The 17994-nt window shown below is 56.5% G+C and carries 19 protein-coding genes; 5 read left to right on the forward strand and 14 right to left on the reverse strand.

The features are described from left to right. Positions 1-16: 16 nt before the first annotated feature. The 8 genes from acrB to B5F17_RS04940 form a co-directional block, all read right to left on the reverse strand. Positions 17-817: an acryloyl-CoA reductase electron transfer subunit gamma gene (acrB, locus tag B5F17_RS04905; RefSeq protein WP_016148914.1), complete on the reverse strand. Its 801-nt coding sequence runs from the start codon at positions 815-817 to the stop codon at positions 17-19. Positions 818-841: 24 nt separating this feature from the next. After that, positions 842-1987 carry an acyl-CoA dehydrogenase gene (locus tag B5F17_RS04910; RefSeq protein ID WP_087371430.1) on the reverse strand — a complete coding sequence of 382 codons (1146 nt, stop codon included), beginning with the start codon at positions 1985-1987 and terminating at the stop codon, positions 842-844. A gap of 305 nt (positions 1988-2292) precedes the next feature. Beyond that, on the reverse strand, positions 2293-3846 hold the full coding sequence (locus tag B5F17_RS04915; protein ID WP_162608083.1) for a HAMP domain-containing sensor histidine kinase: 1554 nt from the start codon (positions 3844-3846) through the stop codon (positions 2293-2295). A 109-nt stretch (positions 3847-3955) separates the two neighbouring features. Next, on the reverse strand, positions 3956-4423 hold the full coding sequence (locus tag B5F17_RS04920) for a YbjN domain-containing protein (protein WP_016148911.1): 468 nt from the start codon (positions 4421-4423) through the stop codon (positions 3956-3958). A 21-nt stretch (positions 4424-4444) separates the two neighbouring features. Then, a complete protein-coding gene (locus tag B5F17_RS04925; RefSeq protein WP_016148910.1) occupies positions 4445-4909 on the reverse strand; it encodes a YbjN domain-containing protein in 465 nt (154 codons plus the stop codon). A 114-nt stretch (positions 4910-5023) separates the two neighbouring features. Beyond that, complete coding sequence (locus tag B5F17_RS04930; RefSeq protein WP_016148909.1) at positions 5024-5704, reverse strand: response regulator transcription factor; 681 nt, start codon at positions 5702-5704, stop codon at positions 5024-5026. 144 nt (positions 5705-5848) lie between these two features. Next, positions 5849-6355: a flavin reductase family protein gene (locus tag B5F17_RS04935; protein WP_016148908.1), complete on the reverse strand. Its 507-nt coding sequence runs from the start codon at positions 6353-6355 to the stop codon at positions 5849-5851. Between the two features lie 536 nt (positions 6356-6891). Further along, a complete protein-coding gene (locus B5F17_RS04940; RefSeq protein WP_242968704.1) occupies positions 6892-9540 on the reverse strand; it encodes an FtsK/SpoIIIE family DNA translocase in 2649 nt (882 codons plus the stop codon). Between the two features lie 381 nt (positions 9541-9921). Here B5F17_RS04940 and rfbA point away from each other — a divergent pair, with 381 nt between their 5' ends. The 5 genes from rfbA (at position 9922) to B5F17_RS04965 (ending at position 13776) form a co-directional block, all read left to right on the forward strand. Then, positions 9922-10785, forward strand: a complete 864-nt coding sequence (gene rfbA, locus B5F17_RS04945) for a glucose-1-phosphate thymidylyltransferase RfbA (protein ID WP_016148906.1) — start codon at positions 9922-9924, stop codon at positions 10783-10785. Positions 10786-10826: 41 nt separating this feature from the next. Further along, positions 10827-11279, forward strand: coding sequence for a YjbQ family protein (locus B5F17_RS04950; protein WP_087371437.1), 453 nt, complete (start codon positions 10827-10829; stop codon positions 11277-11279). 541 nt (positions 11280-11820) lie between these two features. Further along, positions 11821-12183, forward strand: a complete 363-nt coding sequence (locus B5F17_RS04955; RefSeq protein ID WP_087371440.1) for a GntR family transcriptional regulator — start codon at positions 11821-11823, stop codon at positions 12181-12183. A 7-nt stretch (positions 12184-12190) separates the two neighbouring features. After that, positions 12191-12964, forward strand: coding sequence for an ABC transporter ATP-binding protein (locus B5F17_RS04960; protein ID WP_087371443.1), 774 nt, complete (start codon positions 12191-12193; stop codon positions 12962-12964). Beyond that, positions 12964-13776, forward strand: coding sequence for a hypothetical protein (locus B5F17_RS04965; RefSeq protein ID WP_087371445.1), 813 nt, complete (start codon positions 12964-12966; stop codon positions 13774-13776). Before B5F17_RS04960 ends, B5F17_RS04965 begins: the two co-directional genes overlap by 1 nt. A 39-nt stretch (positions 13777-13815) precedes the next feature. On the opposite strand, the gene B5F17_RS04970 is transcribed toward B5F17_RS04965, so the two are convergent. The 6 genes from B5F17_RS04970 to B5F17_RS14610 form a co-directional block, all read right to left on the reverse strand. Then, positions 13816-14019 (reverse strand): helix-turn-helix transcriptional regulator, encoded by a 204-nt coding sequence (locus tag B5F17_RS04970; protein ID WP_016148901.1) that lies wholly within the window; start codon positions 14017-14019, stop codon positions 13816-13818. 5 nt (positions 14020-14024) lie between these two features. Continuing rightward, entirely contained in the window at positions 14025-14474 is a 450-nt protein-coding gene (locus tag B5F17_RS04975) for a DUF3796 domain-containing protein (RefSeq protein WP_087371448.1), read from the reverse strand. Between the two features lie 131 nt (positions 14475-14605). After that, positions 14606-15391, reverse strand: coding sequence for a hypothetical protein (locus B5F17_RS04980; protein WP_087371452.1), 786 nt, complete (start codon positions 15389-15391; stop codon positions 14606-14608). A gap of 30 nt (positions 15392-15421) precedes the next feature. Next, positions 15422-16240 carry a Cof-type HAD-IIB family hydrolase gene (locus tag B5F17_RS04985; RefSeq protein WP_016148898.1) on the reverse strand — a complete coding sequence of 273 codons (819 nt, stop codon included), beginning with the start codon at positions 16238-16240 and terminating at the stop codon, positions 15422-15424. A gap of 210 nt (positions 16241-16450) precedes the next feature. Next, on the reverse strand, positions 16451-16951 hold the full coding sequence (locus B5F17_RS04990) for a VanZ family protein (RefSeq protein WP_087371456.1): 501 nt from the start codon (positions 16949-16951) through the stop codon (positions 16451-16453). Positions 16952-17729: 778 nt separating this feature from the next. Continuing rightward, positions 17730-17951, reverse strand: a complete 222-nt coding sequence (locus B5F17_RS14610; protein WP_143287675.1) for a hypothetical protein — start codon at positions 17949-17951, stop codon at positions 17730-17732. Positions 17952-17994: the final 43 nt, after the last annotated feature.

Here is a 17994-nt window from a genome sequence, read left to right on the forward strand (position 1 = left end):
AAGTATCCCCTTTCAATCAGATGATGTGCTTCTTCAGCAGCTCTGCAGCCAGCTCGGCAGCAGTGTTCTTGTCTGCGCCTTCCAGCATGCGGCCCTGGCCCTTCTGCGGAGGCGTGAAGGACTTGAAGATGTTGGTCGGAGAGCCCTTCAGACCGATGGTGTCTACCTCGATCAGCGGATCATCCTTCAGGGTGTTGTAGTCGTATACTTCTACCGGCTTCTGGTAGCAGTCGAAGATACCGCCAACAGACATGTAGCGGGGCTCGTTGAGCTCCTTGATGCAGGTCAGCAGGCAGGGAGTCTGGGTCTCGATGGTCATGTAGCCGTCTTCCAGCATACGCTTAACGGTTACCTTCTTGCCCTCGATCTTAACGTCTGCTGCGTAGGAGATCTGCGGGATGTTCAGCTTCTCAGCGATCTGAGAACCTACCTGTGCGGTATCACCGTCGATTGCCTGACGGCCGCAGAATACAACGTCCTCAGCGTCTACGCCGATCTTCTTGATTGCAGCTGCCAGGATCTGGGAAGTTGCAAAGGTATCGGAACCACCGAACTCACGGCCGGATACCAGTACACCGCGGTCTGCGCCCATTGCGAGCAGCTCACGCAGCATGCCCTCTGCCGGAGGGGGACCCATGGTAACAACAACAACTTCGCAGCCGGTGTTGTCCTTCAGGGTCAGTGCAGCCTCGACTGCATTCTTGTCATCCGGGTTGATGATGGTCGCCATGGAGGCGCGGTTGAGGGTGCCGTCCGGATTAACTGCAACCTTACCGGAGGTATCAGGAACCTGCTTTACGCAAACGATAGCTTTCATAATTCAGTAAATCCTCCTTAAGTCTTACTTGCCGATAACCTGGCCGGAAATGACCATACGCTGTACCTGAGAAGTACCCTCGTAGATCTCGGTGATCTTAGCATCACGCATCATGCGCTCTACCGGATACTCACGGGTGTAGCCGTAGCCGCCGAAGATCTGAACACACTGGGTGGTGACCTTCATAGCAACCTCTGCAGCATACAGCTTTGCCATAGCGGCTTCCTTGGTGTAGGGGATGTCATGATCCTTGTTGAATGCAGCGCGGCGAACCAGCAGACGAGCTGCCTCGATTTCGGTTGCCATGTCGGCTACCATCCACTGCAGACCCTGCTTGGTAGCGATCGGCTTGCCGAACTGTACGCGCTCCTTCATGTATGCAATCGCCTTGTCCAGTGCGCCCTGAGCGATACCCAGTGCCTGTGCAGCGATACCGATACGGCCGCCGTCGAGGGTGGTCATAGCGATCTTGAAGCCGCCGTTCTCCTTGCCCAGCAGACGGTCAGCAGACAGACGCATGTCCTCGAAGATCAGCTCGCCGGTCTGGGAGCCGCGGATACCCATCTTATGCTCGATCTTGCCGATGGAGAAGCCCGGGTCATCCTTGTCTACGATGAAGGCAGAAATGCCCTTGTTGCCCTTGGACTTATCGGTCATAGCGAAGATGACGTAAGTATCAGCGCAGCCTGCGCCGGTGATGAAGACCTTAGAGCCGTTGATGATGTAGGAGCCGTCTTCCTGCTTCTCAGCGATGGTCTGCTGAGCAGCGGAGTCGGTGCCGGCATTGGGTTCGGTCAGACCGAATGCGCCAACCTTCTGGCCGGAAATCAGCGGGCGGAGCCACTTTTCCTTCTGCTCCGGGGTGCCGTACTTGAAGATCGGCCAGCAGCAGAGGGTTGCGTGGGACGACAGGATACAGCCGGTCGTGCCGCAGAACTTGGATGCTTCCTCGATGGCGATGGTGTAGCAGATGTTGTCGCCGCCGGAGCCGCCCAGCTCCTTGGGGAACTGAATGCCCAGCAGGCCGTACTTCTGCAGCTTGCGAACGGTCTCCCAGGGATAACGCTCTTCTGCGTCGATCTCAGCCGCGAGGGGCTCGATCTCGTTAACCGCGAACTCGCGGCAGAGCTTCTGCATCATTTCCTGCTCTTTGGTAAGCCTAAAATCCATGCTATGAAACCTCCCAAATAAATTGTTCAAATTTGTGTAACAGTCCACACCTGCGTGCCGCACGCCTGCCGCCCGGAACGTTTGGGCGCGTGCAGAACGCTGGGCAGACCGAAAAGATACGGGTCTTGCGGTATGGTTTTGGTAACGTGCGTTTTTGGCACATCTATAATCATTATACTGCTGGGAAAAAGATTGTCAAGAATTTAACGCGTATTTCTTTGTGTAAAAATTATAGGTTCTCGTTGCATATAGCTGCAAATTTGCAACAAGTTGTGGGGTTTGGGTAATTCTTGATGAAAAGGCGGTCATGTCTCGGACAGGTTTGCGGGTACGTGCACACATGCTGGAAGTTCAACCCAGAACTGGATGCCGCCCGGTACGTTTTCCGCTCCCGTTGTGCCGCCCAGAAGGGCAGCCGATGCGCGCACGATGGACAGTCCGACACCCGTTCCGCCCGATGCGCGCGAGCGCGCCTTGTCCGTTCGGTAGAACTTGTCCCACAGACGGGGCAGCTCTTCCTCGGCCACGCCCTCGCCCTCGTTGAACACGATCACTTTGGCGCCGCCCTGCGCGGTGCGCTGCACGCTCAGCGCAATGCGTCCGCCGTCCGGCGTGTAGCGAATGGCGTTTGTCATGTAGTTCATAATGATCTGGTCGATCTGGTGCGCGTCGCTCTCAATCGTCACGCTGCCCGTACAGGTCACGGTCAGGTCGCGTCCGGTGCGCAGCACCGCGGTCTTGTCCACCGCACGCCGCATGCACTCACCCAGGTCGACCGGCTCGCTCTGCACGCTCTCGCGTCCCAGTTCCAGCCGCGACAGGCTCAACAGCTGGCTCACCATGGTGTTCATGCGGTCGGCTTCCTCGGCAATCGTCGTGCAATAGAAGTCACGGTCTTCGGGCGACTCGGCAACTCCGGCTGTCAGACCCTCGGCGTAGCCCTGAATGAGCGCGATGGGTGTTTTCAGCTCGTGCGAAACGTTGATGATGAACTCACGGCGCATCTCGTCGACCTGTTCCTTCTTCTTGATCTCCTCGGCCAGCTTCTGGTTGGACGTGCGCAGCTCGCGGATGGATTCCTCCAGATGGTCGGACAGCAGGTTGAGCGACTCGCCCAGCTGCCCAATCTCGTCGGTGCGCCCACCCTCGTATTTCTTGGAGAAGTCCAGCCGGGTCATCGCCTTGGCCACCTCGCCCATCTCGATGAGCGGCTTGGTGAAGTGCGATGCCAAAAATGCACTCAGCGCCAGACAGATGAGCAGCGTCACCATGCCCGTGATGACCAAAAAGGTCATGTTGAACATGGAATTTTGCTTCATATAGGTGAACGGGACGCGCTCAACCAGATAATCGTCGCCCAGTTTGCCCACCAGACACAGGAAATTCTCGCGCAGATCACGCATCTGGACGGCCACAAAGTCCACCTCGCCCGCGTTCAGCTTTTGTGGGTCGGCTGCCGACAGCGCCGACTTGACCAGCTGTTCCATGCGCCAGTTGGCAAACACGTTGTGACCAAAAATGTTCTGGCTCTCCTGCGCCGTGTCTGAGTCGTAGATCATCTGTCCGGTCTCGTCGATGATGCTCAGGCGCACGCTGTCGCTGTTCTCGATGCGAAAGAGCACGTCCAGAAAGGCTTTGGAATCACCTGCGTGATAGCTCGTGCGCACTTCCTCGTAAATCTCGGTCAGCGAATTCTGTCGCTGCGCCATGTAATAGCTCTCATAAAAAAACAGGTTCAGACTGGTAATCACCAGAATGAACACCACTGCCACCGCCGCAATCGCCGCGAAAAACTTCACTTTGACCGACCGCATCCGCGCAAATCGCAGCGACAGACCGTTTAAAAATCGCTCGGGCATATCGTTTTTGCCTCCTGATTCTTCAATATAGGGACAAAAAAGGGGATGGCCTGCGGCCATCCCCCTCGCTCTGCCGGGTCAAACCGGCTCTTTTTCCTGATTTCAGACCTTAGTGCATGTCCTTCTCAGCTTCTGCGATTGCTTCTTCCGCAGTCTTGCCGCCGTACAGGATGGACAGCAGGCTCGGAACGTAACGGTCGAACATGCTGAAGCCAACATAGGTCAGACGACGGATGACGTCCAGACCGGGCATGGTGTTCTCGTCTGCAACACCGGTGGTCTTGTAGCGAACTTCACCGTCGGTCATGTCCATCTCGAAGTTACCAACATGCAGGCCGTAGTTTGCACGGGTCAGGTACTCTGCAACTGCTGCACGCTTGTCTTCCTCGACCTTCATGGGCAGGTAGGTCAAAAACAGCATGGTGTGCGGGTTTTCCTTGTATGCCATGAAGCGAACTTCCTTCATTGCCTCGGTATCCATGGAGAAACGAATGCGGTTGTTCTCCTCCTCGAGCGCGAAGTTAAGCTGCATATCTTCCTTATAGTACTTTGCGATTTGCTTCAGATCAAAAGCCATTGTTTTGTCCCTCACTTTTTCTTAGTTGTTGGATTTCGTAAAAGATTGGTATGCCTCCGCGGCAGTCTTTCCTCCGTATAGGATGGCCAGAATGCCCGGCGCATATTTATCGAGCATGCTGTTGCCCAGATAGAGCAGACGGCAAAATGCTTCCCGGTCAATCTCGTTCTCCCGTCCGAGTGCGCCGACAATCTTATAATTGACGTCGCCCTCGTCCAGGTTCATCTCGAACCCACCCAGCACAACACCGTAATTGACGCGGGTGATGTACTCGCACACGGCTGCGCGGTGCTCAGGCGGAACGCTCAGCGGCAGGCGGGAGAGAAAGAGCACGGTACGGCTGTTTAAAATCGTGATATCGAGCGAGACGTTGGACAGCGCTTTGGTCTGAAAGACCACCAGAATGCGGTCGGGGTCTTCCTCGTCAAGATGGTATTCAATGTCCTCTTTTTCCAGATAAGCTTCCAACTTTTCGCGTGACAGCACGGTTTTCACCTCCGTATCCGATATACCCCTAGCATACCACAGCCCGCAGGAAAAGTAAACCAATTTTGGTAGTTTTGACAGATTCCGGCAGGGGAAGGGCAGGGAAAAACCGGGTCAGTCGGCGTCGAAACGGTAGCCGTAGCCGCGTACCGTGCCGATGAGTGTACCGCATGTGCCGAGCTTTGCGCGCAGCTTCTTGATGTGGGTGTCAACCGTGCGCAGATCACCGAAGTAATCATAGCCCCAGACCGCGTTTAAAATGGTTTCACGCGACAGCGCGACCCGGCGGTTGTTCTTGAAGTACACCAGAAGCTCGTACTCCTTGGGGGTCAGCTCGACCGGATTGCCCGCGACCGATACCGCGCGGCTGCGCTCGTCTACGGTCAGATCACCGAAGCTCTCGGCCTCGTCAGCCGGTGCACCCGAACGCTTCAAAAGCGTCTTGACGCGTGCCGCCAGCACCAGCGGCGAAAACGGCTTTGCAACGTAGTCGTCTGCGCCCGATTCCAGACCGTGCAGCTCGTCGGTGTCCTCGGCGCGCGCGGTCAGCATCATCACCGGCAGCGGTTTGCCGTGATCGCCCGCGCGAATGGCCGAAAGCACGGCGAAGCCGTCCATCTTGGGCATCATCACGTCTAAAATCACCAGGGACAGTTCATTCCGGCGCTCGGTCACGATGTCCAGCGCTTCCGCGCCGTCTCCGGCCTCCAATATCGTATGACCGTCCCGGCGCAGAAAATCCGCAACCAGTCTGCGAATACGTGCCTCGTCGTCGGCAATCAGGATTAGTGCCATATATGCGGTCTCCTTCCAAGCGTACTTCATTATTATATCCGATTATACCGGATATTTTTGAATATTTCGTGACCAAATCCGAAATTTTTTGAATTTTTTATAAAAAGAGCACACCTGTCGGTCAGATGTGCTCGAAAAAAGGCTTTATTCTGCTGCGTAGGCTGCGACGATCTCACCGATGTACATGGTGTGATAGTTCTGATCGGCGTACCACTTATCCAGAGTCTCCTGATTGACAAAGTTTTCCTTGGGCATGTCCTGCACAAAGCGCTTGCGGCAAACCAGTACCAGCTCGGCTTCCTCGAACATGACTTCGCCGTCAACCTCGATCGGGGTCAGGCCGGAATCCTTCATCTTATCCATGTCGCGTCCCGACTTGCTGCCCAGTACGTTCAGCGCGTCGCGGTTGCCATCCTTCAGGAAGGTCAGGGTGAAGGTATCGCTCGAGTCGACGAACTCCTTGGTGTAGCGGGTCTGGCGGATGTAAGCGGTCACCGAGGGCTTGCCCCAGATGACACCAACTGCGCCCCAGCTGACCGTCATCATGTTGAACTTGTCCATGCTGCCTGCGCCCACGAGCGCCCACTGCTTGGAGAGCTTCTCAAAGGGGTTAAAGGTGAGCGTGCTTGCGTCGATTTTCTTGAGAGACATGGTAAAAAACCTCCTGTGAAGTGGATTTTTGGGGGTAGGGGAGAACTGATTCCCGCCCGCAGGCGACAATCGGGGTCCAGGGGACGAGTTCCCTGGCGCGGTCCAGCCGCGCAGGCTGGCCGGACTCCGCAGAGTCCGGAATCTCCTTTTGATTTTCCCGTCCCCCGCAAGGGAAAATCAACTAAAATATCGTTCTTTTCTTACGCGCAAAGCGCGTTCATGAAAACCAACCTACCGGATTGGTTTTCCTTCCTCTGTCCTGTCTGCGGTCTTTCCGTTTAAGGGTGCGCACAAAGGGCATAGTTTGGGGAATCCGTTCCGTGGGAACGGATTCCATGAGCGGCCATTGGCCGCAGAGTTTTGCGCGTCCTGCGGGACGCGCTTCTTTTTTATTTTTTAGTTGAAACCCGGGTCGGACACCGGGTTTCAAGTGGGGATTCCGGACTCTGCGGAGTCCGGCTCAGGGCTCTGCCCTGAGAACCCGCAGCCTTTCGAGAAAGGCTGGCGAAAGCTTCAATTATGGGTGCGGTGGCTTTTTAGGGAAGCTGTGCGCGGCGCATCTTCATTTCCCGCCAATCGTCCTTAGAAATCAGGATTTGACGCGGTTTACTGCCCTCAAACGGGCCAACGATGCCGCGTTCCTCCATCTGATCGACGATTCTTGCCGCGCGGGAATAGCCGAGTTTGAGTCTTCTCTGGAGCATGGACACCGATGCCTGACCGCAATCAAGCACCACGTCGATGGCTTCCATGAGCAGTTCGTCTTCCTCGCCGCTGCCGTCACCGCCGCCGCTGCCGCCGCCAGCGCTGTCGCCTGCGGCCTGCTTCTCGATGTGTTCCAAAATTTCCTCGCTGTACTCCGCCGAGCCGTTTTGCTTGACGAACTCGATGACGCGCTCGATCTCGTCATTGGAGATAAAGCAGCCCTGAATACGCTGGGGTTTGCCCTCGCCGAGCGGTGCGTACAGCATATCGCCCTTACCGATGAGTTTTTCCGCGCCGGTCTGGTCGAGGATAATACGCGACTCGATCTGGGACGCAACGGCAAACGCGATACGCGAGGGGATATTTGCCTTCATGATACCGGTGATGACATCAGACGACGGTCGCTGGGTTGCGACGATCAGGTACATACCGGCGGCACGCGCCTTCTGTGCGATACGGCAGATAGAAGTCTCGACTTCCTTAGCTGCGACCATCATAAGATCGGCCAGCTCGTCGATGACGATGACGATTTCGGGCAGAACCTGGTAAGCCTCGGGCGTTCCGCCCTCTATCTCAGCCGCTTCGGCCTTCTTTTTGCGCATGAGGGCGTTGAAGTCCTCGAGTTTACGCACCTGATGATCGGCAAACAGTTTATAGCGGCGCTCCATCTCGCCAACCGCCCAGTTGAGTGCGCCTGCGGCCTTTTTGGGGTCGGTGACGACCGGGATGAGCAGGTGAGGGATGCCGTTATAGTTGCCGAGTTCGACCATTTTGGGGTCGACCATAATCAAGCGAACCTCTTCGGGAGAGGATTTATACAGGAGCGAGATCAGCATGGAGTTGACACACACCGACTTGCCCGAACCGGTGGTACCTGCGATGAGCAAGTGGGGCATCTTTGCGATATTGCCGACGACCGGTGCGCCGGTGATGTCCTTACCGACCGAGAAGGAGACGTGCGACTTGGCCTTTTCGAAGGCTTCCGAGCCCAGAACCTCGCGGATATTGACCATAGTGACCGTTTTATTGGGCACCTCAATGCCGATTGCGACCTTGTCCGGGATGGGTGCGATACGCACCGACACCGCGCCGAGCGACAGGGCGATATCGTCGGACAGGGCAGTGATGCGGCTGAACTTGATGCCGCGCTCGATGGTCAGCTCAAAGCGGGTGACCGACGGGCCGCGCACGATGCCGATGATCTGCGCCTCGATGCCGAACGACTCCAGTGTATCGATCAGACGCTGGCTGTTCTCGGTCAGCTCGGCCTGCACGTTGCCCTTGGAACCGCCCTTGGGCGGGTCGAGCAGGTCAATCGGGGGATGTTCATAGACCGGGGCAGGAGCCTTCTGGCTCTCGTCCATCTGTGCCGACAGGGTGGCCTGCTCGTCCTCCGAGATTTTACCCGGCTTATCCGCAGGCTTGGGCTTGTCCGCGTGAGACGCGGGCTGCTCCCACGGCGGTGTATCGTCCTCTTCGGGTTCCAGTGCGTCGCGGTTTTCCAGCAGGGAAAGGATATCGCCAAAGGCGTTGTCCTCGTCCGCGTCGTCCTCCGCGGACGGTTCGGGGATGTGCACCGACTCGAAGTCCGACTGGTCGCGCACCGCGTCCATCACAAGTTCGGGGATGGACTGGGCGGTCTCGTCCGGCTCGGTCGGGGTGTCGTCCTTATGTACCGACTTGTGCGTCGGCTGGATGTCCTCGTCCTCGTCATCCAGTGCAATGTCGAACGCGGCGCGCTTTTCCGCACGCTGTGCGCGGCGGTTGGCGATGGCCTCGTGCACGTTGGGCAGCACGATCGGGCCGTCGTCGATCTCGTCCTCGTCGTAGTCAGCGTCGAGCGGTCTCAAAGCGTCCCACACCGCGCCCGGTGTGATGCGGCAGATGGTCATAATGTCCGCCAGCAGGCCGATGACGAGCAGGATATTCGCGCCGATGCCCGAAAATGCCCAGCGCAGAATGGTATACAGTCCGCCCGAAATCAGGCCGCCCGCTTGCAGCTTGGCGCCGTCGCCCAGCAGGCGGAAGAGCGTCATGCCGGCTGCGCTGTAATCAGCACCGCAGAAAAAGGCGTGCGCCAGTGCGCCGATGAAGATGGGCAAACAGGCGATGGCCGCACCGCGCAGACGCACCGCGCCGCGGCGGCGTGCAAACAGCAGGCCGCACAGGCCGAAGAGGGCGAACGGCCAGACGTACAGACCCCAGCCGAACAGTCCGCCCAGGGCGGTATGGATCATGCGCAGCACAAAGCCGTCGTTTTTGAGCACCGAGATCAGGCACAGCACGCCCAGCACGCCGTAAATGGCAGCCCAGACCTCACGCGGGATGGATTCCTCCTCGGGATGGGGCGTGGATACCCGTGCGCGGCGCTTTTCCTCCTGCACCGCCGGCATCTTGCGCGTCTTGCGCGAACCATCAGACGTGGATTTCCGGCTTGTATTCTTGTTCGCTGTCGCCGTGCGCTTCTGTCGCTCAGCCATGCACCGCACCCCCTCTCAAATCACAGGCGCTCTTCGCCTGGGATACATTCATAGTCACTTCTTCCTCCGTTTTTCAAAAATGTAATACGGTATCATAATACCACATTTCTGCGTCTTTTTCCAACCTTTTCTCTCCCCTCCATCCCCATCCTTCCCCGGATTTTTGACCGTATTCTCCCAGCAATTTTGAATTCTTTGCGTCGAATTCGTTAATTTTTTGCGAAACATTGTTTTTTCGGCCTACAGTGTGCTATAATGTGGTATCAGAATCGATATTACCCGTATCTCGATCCGCGGCACCCGGCCCCGTTTGGCCGCGCCGCACCACCGCCGTCCGCTTATCGCCCGACGGTCATCTATTAAGGAGGAAGTGCAACCGCAATGAAAGGTATTATCCTAGCGGCTGGTAAGGGTTCCAGACTCTATCCCATGACCCGCCCGACCTGCAAGCCGCTCTTGCCCGTCTACGACAAGCCCATGATCTACTATCCGCTTGCCGTGCTCATGCAGGCCGGTATTCGCGACATCCTCATCATCATCCCGCCCGGAGAAGAAGGCCCCTTCTACCGTCTGCTCGGCAACGGTGCGCGCTGGGGCGTCAACATCTCCTATGAAGTTCAGGAAGTCGCACGCGGCATCGCTGACGCTCTGCTCATCGGCGAACGCTTCATCGGCAAAGACCCCGTCTGTCTCGTGCTCGGCGACAACATCTTCCATAGCCTCACCCTGGAATCTACCCTCGCACGCGCCGTGCGTACCTCCCATCAGGGCGGTGCGACCGTATTCGGCTACTACGTCCACAATCCCCGCGCATTCGGCGTGGTCGAGTTCGACGAGGATGGCCGCGCCATCTCGATCGAAGAGAAACCCCGTCTGCCCAAGTCCAATTACATCATCCCCGGCCTCTACTTCTACGATAACTCGGTGATCGAGATCGCCAAGGGTATCAAGCCCTCGGCTCGCGGTGAGCTGGAAATCAGCGATGTCAATTTGGAATATCTCCGCAGAAATCAACTGCATGTAATCAAACTTGACCGCGATTTCGTCTGGCTCGACGCCGGAACCGCGGACAACCTGCTGACCGCCGGCATGGGCGTCAAGGAAGTGCAGGACGACACCGGCAGATATGTGGCTTGTCTGGAAGAAATCGCCCTCAATCGCGGCTACATCGACGTGGACGACGTGCACCGGATGGGCAATGAGCTCAGCCAGACCCTTTACGGACAGTATTTACTCTGTCTCTAATTACTTATTGTAAATCTCGCACAAAAAGGAATGTGACCCCCATGGCAGTCTACACCATGACCAAAACCTACAAGACCCGTGCTCACATGGGTATGATCGACATTACCGAGGACTTTCAGGCCGCTGTTACCGCTGCCTGCCAGGAAAAAGGCATCTCCTCGGGCACCATCACCGGTTTCACCACCGGCGGTGTCGCAGGTCTGACCACTCTGGAGTTTGAACCCGGTATGGTGCACCACGACCTCAAGGCCGCAATGGACATTTTCTCGCCCTACACCGACGAGACCGGCCGCGTGATCCACTATCATCATCACGATACCTGGCATGATGATAACGGTTCGTCGCATATCAAGGCCGCTCTGCTCTCGCCGTTTATCGTGATCCCGTTTGTGGACGGAAAATTGACGATTGGCCCGTGGCAGAATCTGACGTTGGTTGAATGCGATACCAGAAACCGCGTGCGTGACGTGGTGTTTCAGGTCATGGGCGAATAACCCCAAACCACCGCACCCCTAACTGAAGTTTCGATCAAACCTTTTCAAAGGTTTGCGGGTTCTCAGGGCAGAGCCCTGAGCCGGACTCCGCAGAGTCCGGAACCCCCCTTTTGATTTTCGCTTTGCGAAAATCAACCAAAAAATAATAAAAAAGCGCGTCCGCAGACGCGCAATACTCTGGAAAGACCGTCCGAAGGGACGGTCTTTCCTTTTTTGTATGTTTAGATTGATTCCCGGGTCGGACACCGGGAATCAAAAGGGGATTTCGCGCTCTGCGGGGCGCGACTTGAGGCAACAGTGCCCGCGTGTTAGGGCCTTGGCCGAACAAGTCGGCCACAGCCTTGCGGGAAAACGCCCCACAGGGGCCTTTTCTAGTTCCGCAAGGTTTCGAGAAAGGCTTGAGCGAAAGCTTCATTTCGCCTGCGGGCGGGATTGGTGCAGCGCTAACCTTTGGTCACAAAAAAGACACTTGACAAATCAACCTTCTTATTGTATCCTTGTATTAAGCTACTAATACACAAATACACAAGGAGGGATGAGCATGCAATGGAAACTGACTGACGATCGCCCGATCTGGACCCAGCTCACCGAACAGCTCACCGAGCGCATCGTCTCCGGTGTCTATCCGCTCGGCTCACGGATGCCATCCGTGCGCGATCTCGCCGCGCAGGCCGGTGTCAATCCGAACACCATGCAGCGTGCACTCGCGCAGCTGGAAACCGATGGACTGGTCGCGACCAATCGCACCGCCGGACGCACCGTCACCGAGGACGCAGACGCGGTCGAACACGTCCGCCTGAGTCTGGCAGAGGACAAAATGGAACTCTATGTATCCGGTATGGCCACACTCGGTTATACGGAAACGCAGGCAGCGCAAATGCTGCTAAACCGCAGAAAGGGGTAAATGATTCATGGAAGAAATGCGCACAGGCGCTGATTTCGTACAGGTCGACAAAAATGTCGATCCCGTACTCATTCGGCTGCAAAATCTGAGAAAAACATACGGCGCAAAGCCTGCGCTCAGCGGCCTCGACCTCGAACTTGGCCGCGGCAAAATTGTTGGTCTGCTCGGCCCCAATGGCTCGGGTAAGACGACCTTAATCAAGATCTTGAACGGTCTGCTCCGTCCCACCGAGGGTATCGCCCTCATCGACGGCTACGCACCCGGCGTCGAGACCAAGGCGCGTGTCAGCTACCTGCCCGACCGCATGTACTTCGCTGACTGGATGCGTGCCTGCGATCTGATGGACTTCTTTTCCGACTTCTACGCCGATTTCGACCGTCAGAAGGCTGCGGAAATGTTCTCCGCGCTGGGCATCCGTCCCACCGAGCGCATCAAGACCATGTCCAAGGGCACCAAGGAAAAAGTACAGCTCGTACTCGTCATGAGCCGCAAGGCTGAGCTCTATCTGCTCGACGAGCCCATCGCCGGCGTTGATCCCGCTGCCCGCGACTTTATCCTCAGCACCATCCTCACAAACTACAACGAGGACGGCACGGTCATCATCTCCACCCACCTCATTTCCGACATCGAGCGCGTACTCGATGAGGTCATCTTCCTGCAAAACGGTCAGATCGTCCGTCACGACACCGTCGACAACATCCGCGCCGTGGAAGGCAAGTCGGTCGATCAGCTCTTCCGCGAAGTCTTTCGCGCGGTACCCTATCAGGGAGGTGACTTCTAATGTTTGGTAAACTGATGAAATACGAGATGAAGTCGCTGTCCAAGGGACTCATCCCGCTCTACGGCGCAATCCTCGCCGTCGCGCTCATAAACTCCATCATGTGGTCGGTCAGCGGCAACGGTCCGACCTCCACCACCAGCACGATCAGCGGTCTGTCCCAGCTGACTGCCATGCTGGTCTACTTCGGTCTGTGCGTCGCCATCGCCGTCGTGACCTTCCTCGTCGTCATCCAGCGATTCTACAAGGGTCTGCTCGGTCAGGAAGGCTATCTGATGTTCACCCTGCCCGTGCCCACCTGGCAGCTCACCCTGTCCAAGCTGGTCGGCGCAACCATCATGACCATCCTGTCCGGCATCGTCGGCATCCTGTCGGTCATCATTCTGGGTTCGGTCGGCCTCGACTGGGGCGCATTCCTGCGCGGTCTGGGTCAGCTGCTCGCAAACTGGGATTTAGACATGACCTTCATCTGCATCGAGCTGTTCCTGCTCGGCGTCGTCGGCACCGCAAGCATGGTCACCGACATCTACATCGCAATGGCGCTCGGTCATCTGTCCAATAAGCACCGCGTTGCGATGAGCTTTGTCTGGTTCATCGTCATTCAGACCGCTCTGTCCTTCCTCACCGGTCTCATCGGCATCGTTCTGGGCAATATCCCGGCGTTCACGCTCTTTATCACGAACTTTTTCATTATTTCGCCCATCATCGGCACGCACAGCATGCTGTGGTTCAGCATTCTGGTTTGTCTGGTCGAGACCCTCATTTTCTACTTCGGTACGACCTGGGTGCTCAAAAACAAGCTCAATCTGGAATAAGCCGGAACATACAGAAAACCGCCCGAAAGGGCGGTTTTTTCATTCCTCGGTGAACCAAAAAAGCTCTTCTACCGTCGTCTCAAACACCCGGGCAATGTCCATTGCCAGTTTGAGCGACGGATTGTATCGGCCTTTCTCCAGGTTTCCAATCGTCTCGCGCCGCACGCCGACCAGTCCGGCCAGATCTTCCTGACTCATCTGGTACCGCGCGCGGTATTCCTTCATTCTGGTTTTGAGTGCCATCGCTCTCACTCCTCCGACTCGCGCAGGCTCTGTTTCTCACGATGGCGGAAAATCAGAAGCGAACCGGTGAAAACCACCAGCATGAGGATAAACGACAGCACAAAAGCCGCCGAGCCGAACAGCGCCTGCAAATAAAATTGCTCCGAAATCCGCGCGAAGCCGTCTGTAAACTGAAGTTCCCGGAAGCCGTAGTACATCGCACGGGGCACCATCACGGCCTGAGACAGGATGCCGAAGGCAAAACCGGACAGGAAAGCGCGAAATCCTGCCCGCCGGACGTTCTCCCAAAACATTTCATCGGCAATCATGTCACCATAGGCAAAAAACGTAAAGCAGAGCAGGAAGGAGCTCAGAATGGGCGAAGAAAAACAAAGCCCGATGATGCCCACAAAGCCCAGAAATCCCAGATAATAGAGCGGATTCTTGTGAAAAATCTTTCGCAAATTCACTTTCATGGCAGACAGCCTCCTCTCAGGTCGTATGTGGTGTATTTCTATCTTTATGAGGTAAATATACCACATGATTCCCAGAAAAGCAAGAGGGCTGCCAAAAGAAAAAACCGCTCCGAAGAGCGGTTTTTGGGGCTTTATATATCCTGTGCGCCGGGACGTGCCCACAGGAGCATAGTGTCGGTATCGGTGTAGCCCTGATCGTCAAACGTCATGGTGACGAGCAGGCTGTCCGCACTGTCCGACGCGCTCAGGTACATGGAATAGCCGTAATCATCCCAATTGGGGTACAAATCCACCTGATAATCGTACTGTGTCGTACCGTCGTCGTTGTCGAACGTGTCCATCTCGTAGATGAAGGCATAGCCATATTCCACTTCGCTCTGATCGTCCGGTGCATAGCTGTAATCCATGGTGTCCAGGTCGAGATACAGGTATCCGCCCTCGTCCAGTCCAACCCACTCGCCCTGCACGGTGTCATACGCCGAGGCAGGCACCTGATATTCGGGGCTGGCTTCCTCGATCGCAGGCGCGTTGTCCGGGATGTCCGGTTCGGCTTCCACGAAGGGGGAAGATGTGAAATCCAGATCGTTCACCACGTCGCCGACCGCCGAGATCACGGTCGGGATCAGGCTGATGATGACGACCGCGACCGATGCCACCGCGCCGATCTTAGCCGAGGACTTCTTATCCGAGCGATGGGTCTTGCCCTTGAGGTCGGCGCTCTCGACCGGCTTGGCCGTCGCGTGCGTCTCTTTATGCCGCACCGCGCTGTATTTCCGGTCGTCGCTCGCCTTGCTCGACTGCTTATACTTCTTGTTCACGCGCTGCTTGCCCGACCAGCGCTCGGGGTTGGGCGTGCCGCACATCGGGCATTCCCGGTCATCATCCATATAATGGATCTTACAGTAGGGGCATTTCATATCCGTCGCCCTCCTCTCCCGATTCCAGTCTTACCGCTCGCGGCCGAGCAGGTAATAGATGGCCTTGGCTACGCCGTCGTTGGCGTTGGTATCGGTGATATATTTTGCGATTGATTTGACTTCGTCGTTTGCATTGCCCATCGCAACCGGCATGCCAACTGCGTGCAGCATTTCCAGGTCGTTCTCGCTGTCTCCGATGGCGATGCAGCGGTCGATCGTCGTGCCCAGATGGGTGCACAGCATGGTCAATGCGCTGCCCTTATCGGCCAGGGGAGAGATAATCTCGATGTTATCGTCCGCCGAGCTCATGACCCGCACGCCCGGGATGGACGCAATCTGACGGCGTGCCATTTGCAGCATAAACGGTTCGCGCGAGCGGCAGAAGATCTTGTCGACCGACAGGTGATGGGTCGCGATGTACTCGGCGACCGAGGGCACGACCTGTTTGCTCGACAGAAAGCCCTCGTTGGTCTTATACTGGCTGAAAAACATCTCGTCGTAGGGCGTAATATACAGGTGCTCGCCGGCGTAGATCATCGAGGTCATGCCCACGCGCTCGACAACCGCTGCCGCGCGCACAGCCGGTTCCCACGGAATCGAAATGCGCATGGTACAGCCACCCTTGGACACGCTGGACAGGGTGGCTCCGCCCGACGTGACCATCTCATCGTTCGCGCCCATCATCTGCGCAAATTCTGCCGCTTCGCTGCAAATACGTCCGGTCGAGATGACGACATGGACACCGCAGCTGCGTGCCCAGGCGACGGCCTCGCGGACGGCGGGAGATACGGTGTTATGCGGGTTGAGCGCCGTGCCGTCCAGGTCAAGCGCAATCAGATCATACTTCATACGGGCTTTCCATCCTTACTTCTGTTACTAAAAATAGGATAAAGCATTTTGGCAAAAAAAGCAAGGGAAGGAGGGCGAGAATGATGGCGGGGAAGGGTGATACGAGGGGCGAAAATTATACGAAATGTATTATGATTGCAATTTGTTATATTCATAGGGTGAGCGGGTGGGAAATACGAAAAAGACCGCCCGATATAGGCGGTCTTGCGGTCAGTTCATCAGCATCAGCACGATCAGCGCCGCCATCGCGGCCGAGGCAAGGGTCGCGAGCACGTTGAGCACCGTTGCAGTTTTTTGTCCGCACAGCTTATAAAAGATTGCGTAAACACCAAGACCGACCAGTGCGCCCAGCGCGTTGCTGAGCAGGTCGGTGACATCCGATGCACCCAGCATGAATACAAATTGCAGACACTCGTATGCCAGGCTGGTCAGGACTGCCGGAAGCAGACGCAAGGCAAGCGGTCGACCGGGCAGGAGCAGTCCCAGATAGATGCCAAACGGCACAAAGGCGAGCAAGTTTTGCATCACCTCGCCGTAATCGGCTTGGCCGTTAACGCGCAGCGGGTCGCCCAAGGGGATGAGGTTCACCGTGCGCAGGTGCGGCAGGTCACTCGGGGACAGGGCGAGCTTGAACAGGATGATCCAGGTCAGCATGATGAAGTAAAAGACGAACAGGATGACCGTCCAGCGGTAGGTCTTTGTATGGAACATGAGCGTCAGCGCCTCCTTGCAGCATTTGGGATAGGTGTGCTATTAAGATAGAGGCGCGGAGGGCTGGGGCGGTTCAAAGATTTTGGAAAATTTATAGAAATTTTTGAGGGAGTAGGGAAGCATCTGAAACGGCAAAAGCCGCACCTGCCATCCGGGCGCGTAGATCGGCACCGAAAAAGCCGGTCGTACTGCCGCACTGAGCGCCCGAACTGCACAAAACCGGTACTTGGCTCGCAGTTGTCCCATAAAGTTGGCATTCCCAGCGCAGTCCCAGCTTAAACGGGAGCCTTGCGGATTTAGAAAATACCCCGGTGGGGTATTTTCCCGTAAGGCTGTGGCCGACTTGTTCGGCCAAGTCATGAACGGAGAACGGGAAAACAGGAAAACGGGTTCCCAAAGGGACGAGAGCACGCCTTAAAATACGCCGCAGGCGTGCGTGCTCGAGGTGAGCGGCGGTACGCGATTTTCGAGCGTACCGTAAACGATATGCCAGTGGCATATCGTTTAGCGATGGAGGAAAACCGTAGGTTGTCCATCCTTTGGTTTTCGGTTCCTTTTTTAAAGGAACCTTTCGTTCTCCTTCTAAGGGGAACCTTGTGGAATCAGAAAATGCCCCTGTGGGGCGTTTTCCCACAAGGCTGTGGCCGACTTGCTCGGCCAAGCCATGAACGGAGAACGGGGTGCGGCACCAGCCGCCATGGGAAAAACGCTTCAGGCGTTTTTCATGAGCGCGCTTTGCGCGCAAAAGAGTCTTGCTCGCTGCGGCGAGCGCTGAAAATCAAATTTTAGTTGATTTTCCCTTGCGGGAGACGGGAAAATCAAAAGGGGATTCCGCGCTCTGCGGAGCGCGGCTCAGGGCGCTGCCCTGAGAACCCGCAGCCTTTCGAGAAAGGCTGGCGAAAGCTTCAATTTCGCCTTCGGGCGGGATTTCCTCTTTTACATGCGAAAAGCACCGCTCTTTGACAAGCGGTGCTCTTCTTGGGATATTTGGACGATTCACGGAGGGCTAAATTAAGATAGGAGATTTCGCCGGTTTCCGCAAT

It is taken from the genome of Butyricicoccus pullicaecorum (genome assembly GCF_002160355.1).
In the GTDB taxonomy this organism is placed as follows: domain Bacteria; phylum Bacillota; class Clostridia; order Oscillospirales; family Butyricicoccaceae; genus Butyricicoccus; species Butyricicoccus pullicaecorum.

What these genes read in the sequence shown, in the direction of transcription:
- B5F17_RS04970 (WP_016148901.1), bottom strand. Translation starts at nt 14,019, where the DNA reads ATGGCACTCAAAACCAGAATGAAGGAATACCGCGCGCGGTACCAGATG.
- B5F17_RS04960 (WP_087371443.1), top strand. Translation starts at nt 12,191, where the DNA reads ATGGAAGAAATGCGCACAGGCGCTGATTTCGTACAGGTCGACAAAAAT.
- B5F17_RS04980 (WP_087371452.1), bottom strand. Translation starts at nt 15,391, where the DNA reads ATGAAATGCCCCTACTGTAAGATCCATTATATGGATGATGACCGGGAA.
- B5F17_RS04920 (WP_016148911.1), bottom strand. Translation starts at nt 4,423, where the DNA reads ATGGCTTTTGATCTGAAGCAAATCGCAAAGTACTATAAGGAAGATATG.
- B5F17_RS04910 (WP_087371430.1), bottom strand. Translation starts at nt 1,987, where the DNA reads ATGGATTTTAGGCTTACCAAAGAGCAGGAAATGATGCAGAAGCTCTGC.
- B5F17_RS04990 (WP_087371456.1), bottom strand. Translation starts at nt 16,951, where the DNA reads ATGTTCCATACAAAGACCTACCGCTGGACGGTCATCCTGTTCGTCTTT.
- B5F17_RS04955 (WP_087371440.1), top strand. Translation starts at nt 11,821, where the DNA reads ATGCAATGGAAACTGACTGACGATCGCCCGATCTGGACCCAGCTCACC.
- B5F17_RS04950 (WP_087371437.1), top strand. Translation starts at nt 10,827, where the DNA reads ATGGCAGTCTACACCATGACCAAAACCTACAAGACCCGTGCTCACATG.
- rfbA (WP_016148906.1), top strand. Translation starts at nt 9,922, where the DNA reads ATGAAAGGTATTATCCTAGCGGCTGGTAAGGGTTCCAGACTCTATCCC.
- acrB (WP_016148914.1), bottom strand. Translation starts at nt 817, where the DNA reads ATGAAAGCTATCGTTTGCGTAAAGCAGGTTCCTGATACCTCCGGTAAG.
- B5F17_RS04930 (WP_016148909.1), bottom strand. Translation starts at nt 5,704, where the DNA reads ATGGCACTAATCCTGATTGCCGACGACGAGGCACGTATTCGCAGACTG.
- B5F17_RS04940 (WP_242968704.1), bottom strand. Translation starts at nt 9,540, where the DNA reads ATGGCTGAGCGACAGAAGCGCACGGCGACAGCGAACAAGAATACAAGC.
- B5F17_RS04935 (WP_016148908.1), bottom strand. Translation starts at nt 6,355, where the DNA reads ATGTCTCTCAAGAAAATCGACGCAAGCACGCTCACCTTTAACCCCTTT.
- B5F17_RS04915 (WP_162608083.1), bottom strand. Translation starts at nt 3,846, where the DNA reads ATGCCCGAGCGATTTTTAAACGGTCTGTCGCTGCGATTTGCGCGGATG.
- B5F17_RS04975 (WP_087371448.1), bottom strand. Translation starts at nt 14,474, where the DNA reads ATGAAAGTGAATTTGCGAAAGATTTTTCACAAGAATCCGCTCTATTAT.
- B5F17_RS04965 (WP_087371445.1), top strand. Translation starts at nt 12,964, where the DNA reads ATGTTTGGTAAACTGATGAAATACGAGATGAAGTCGCTGTCCAAGGGA.
- B5F17_RS04985 (WP_016148898.1), bottom strand. Translation starts at nt 16,240, where the DNA reads ATGAAGTATGATCTGATTGCGCTTGACCTGGACGGCACGGCGCTCAAC.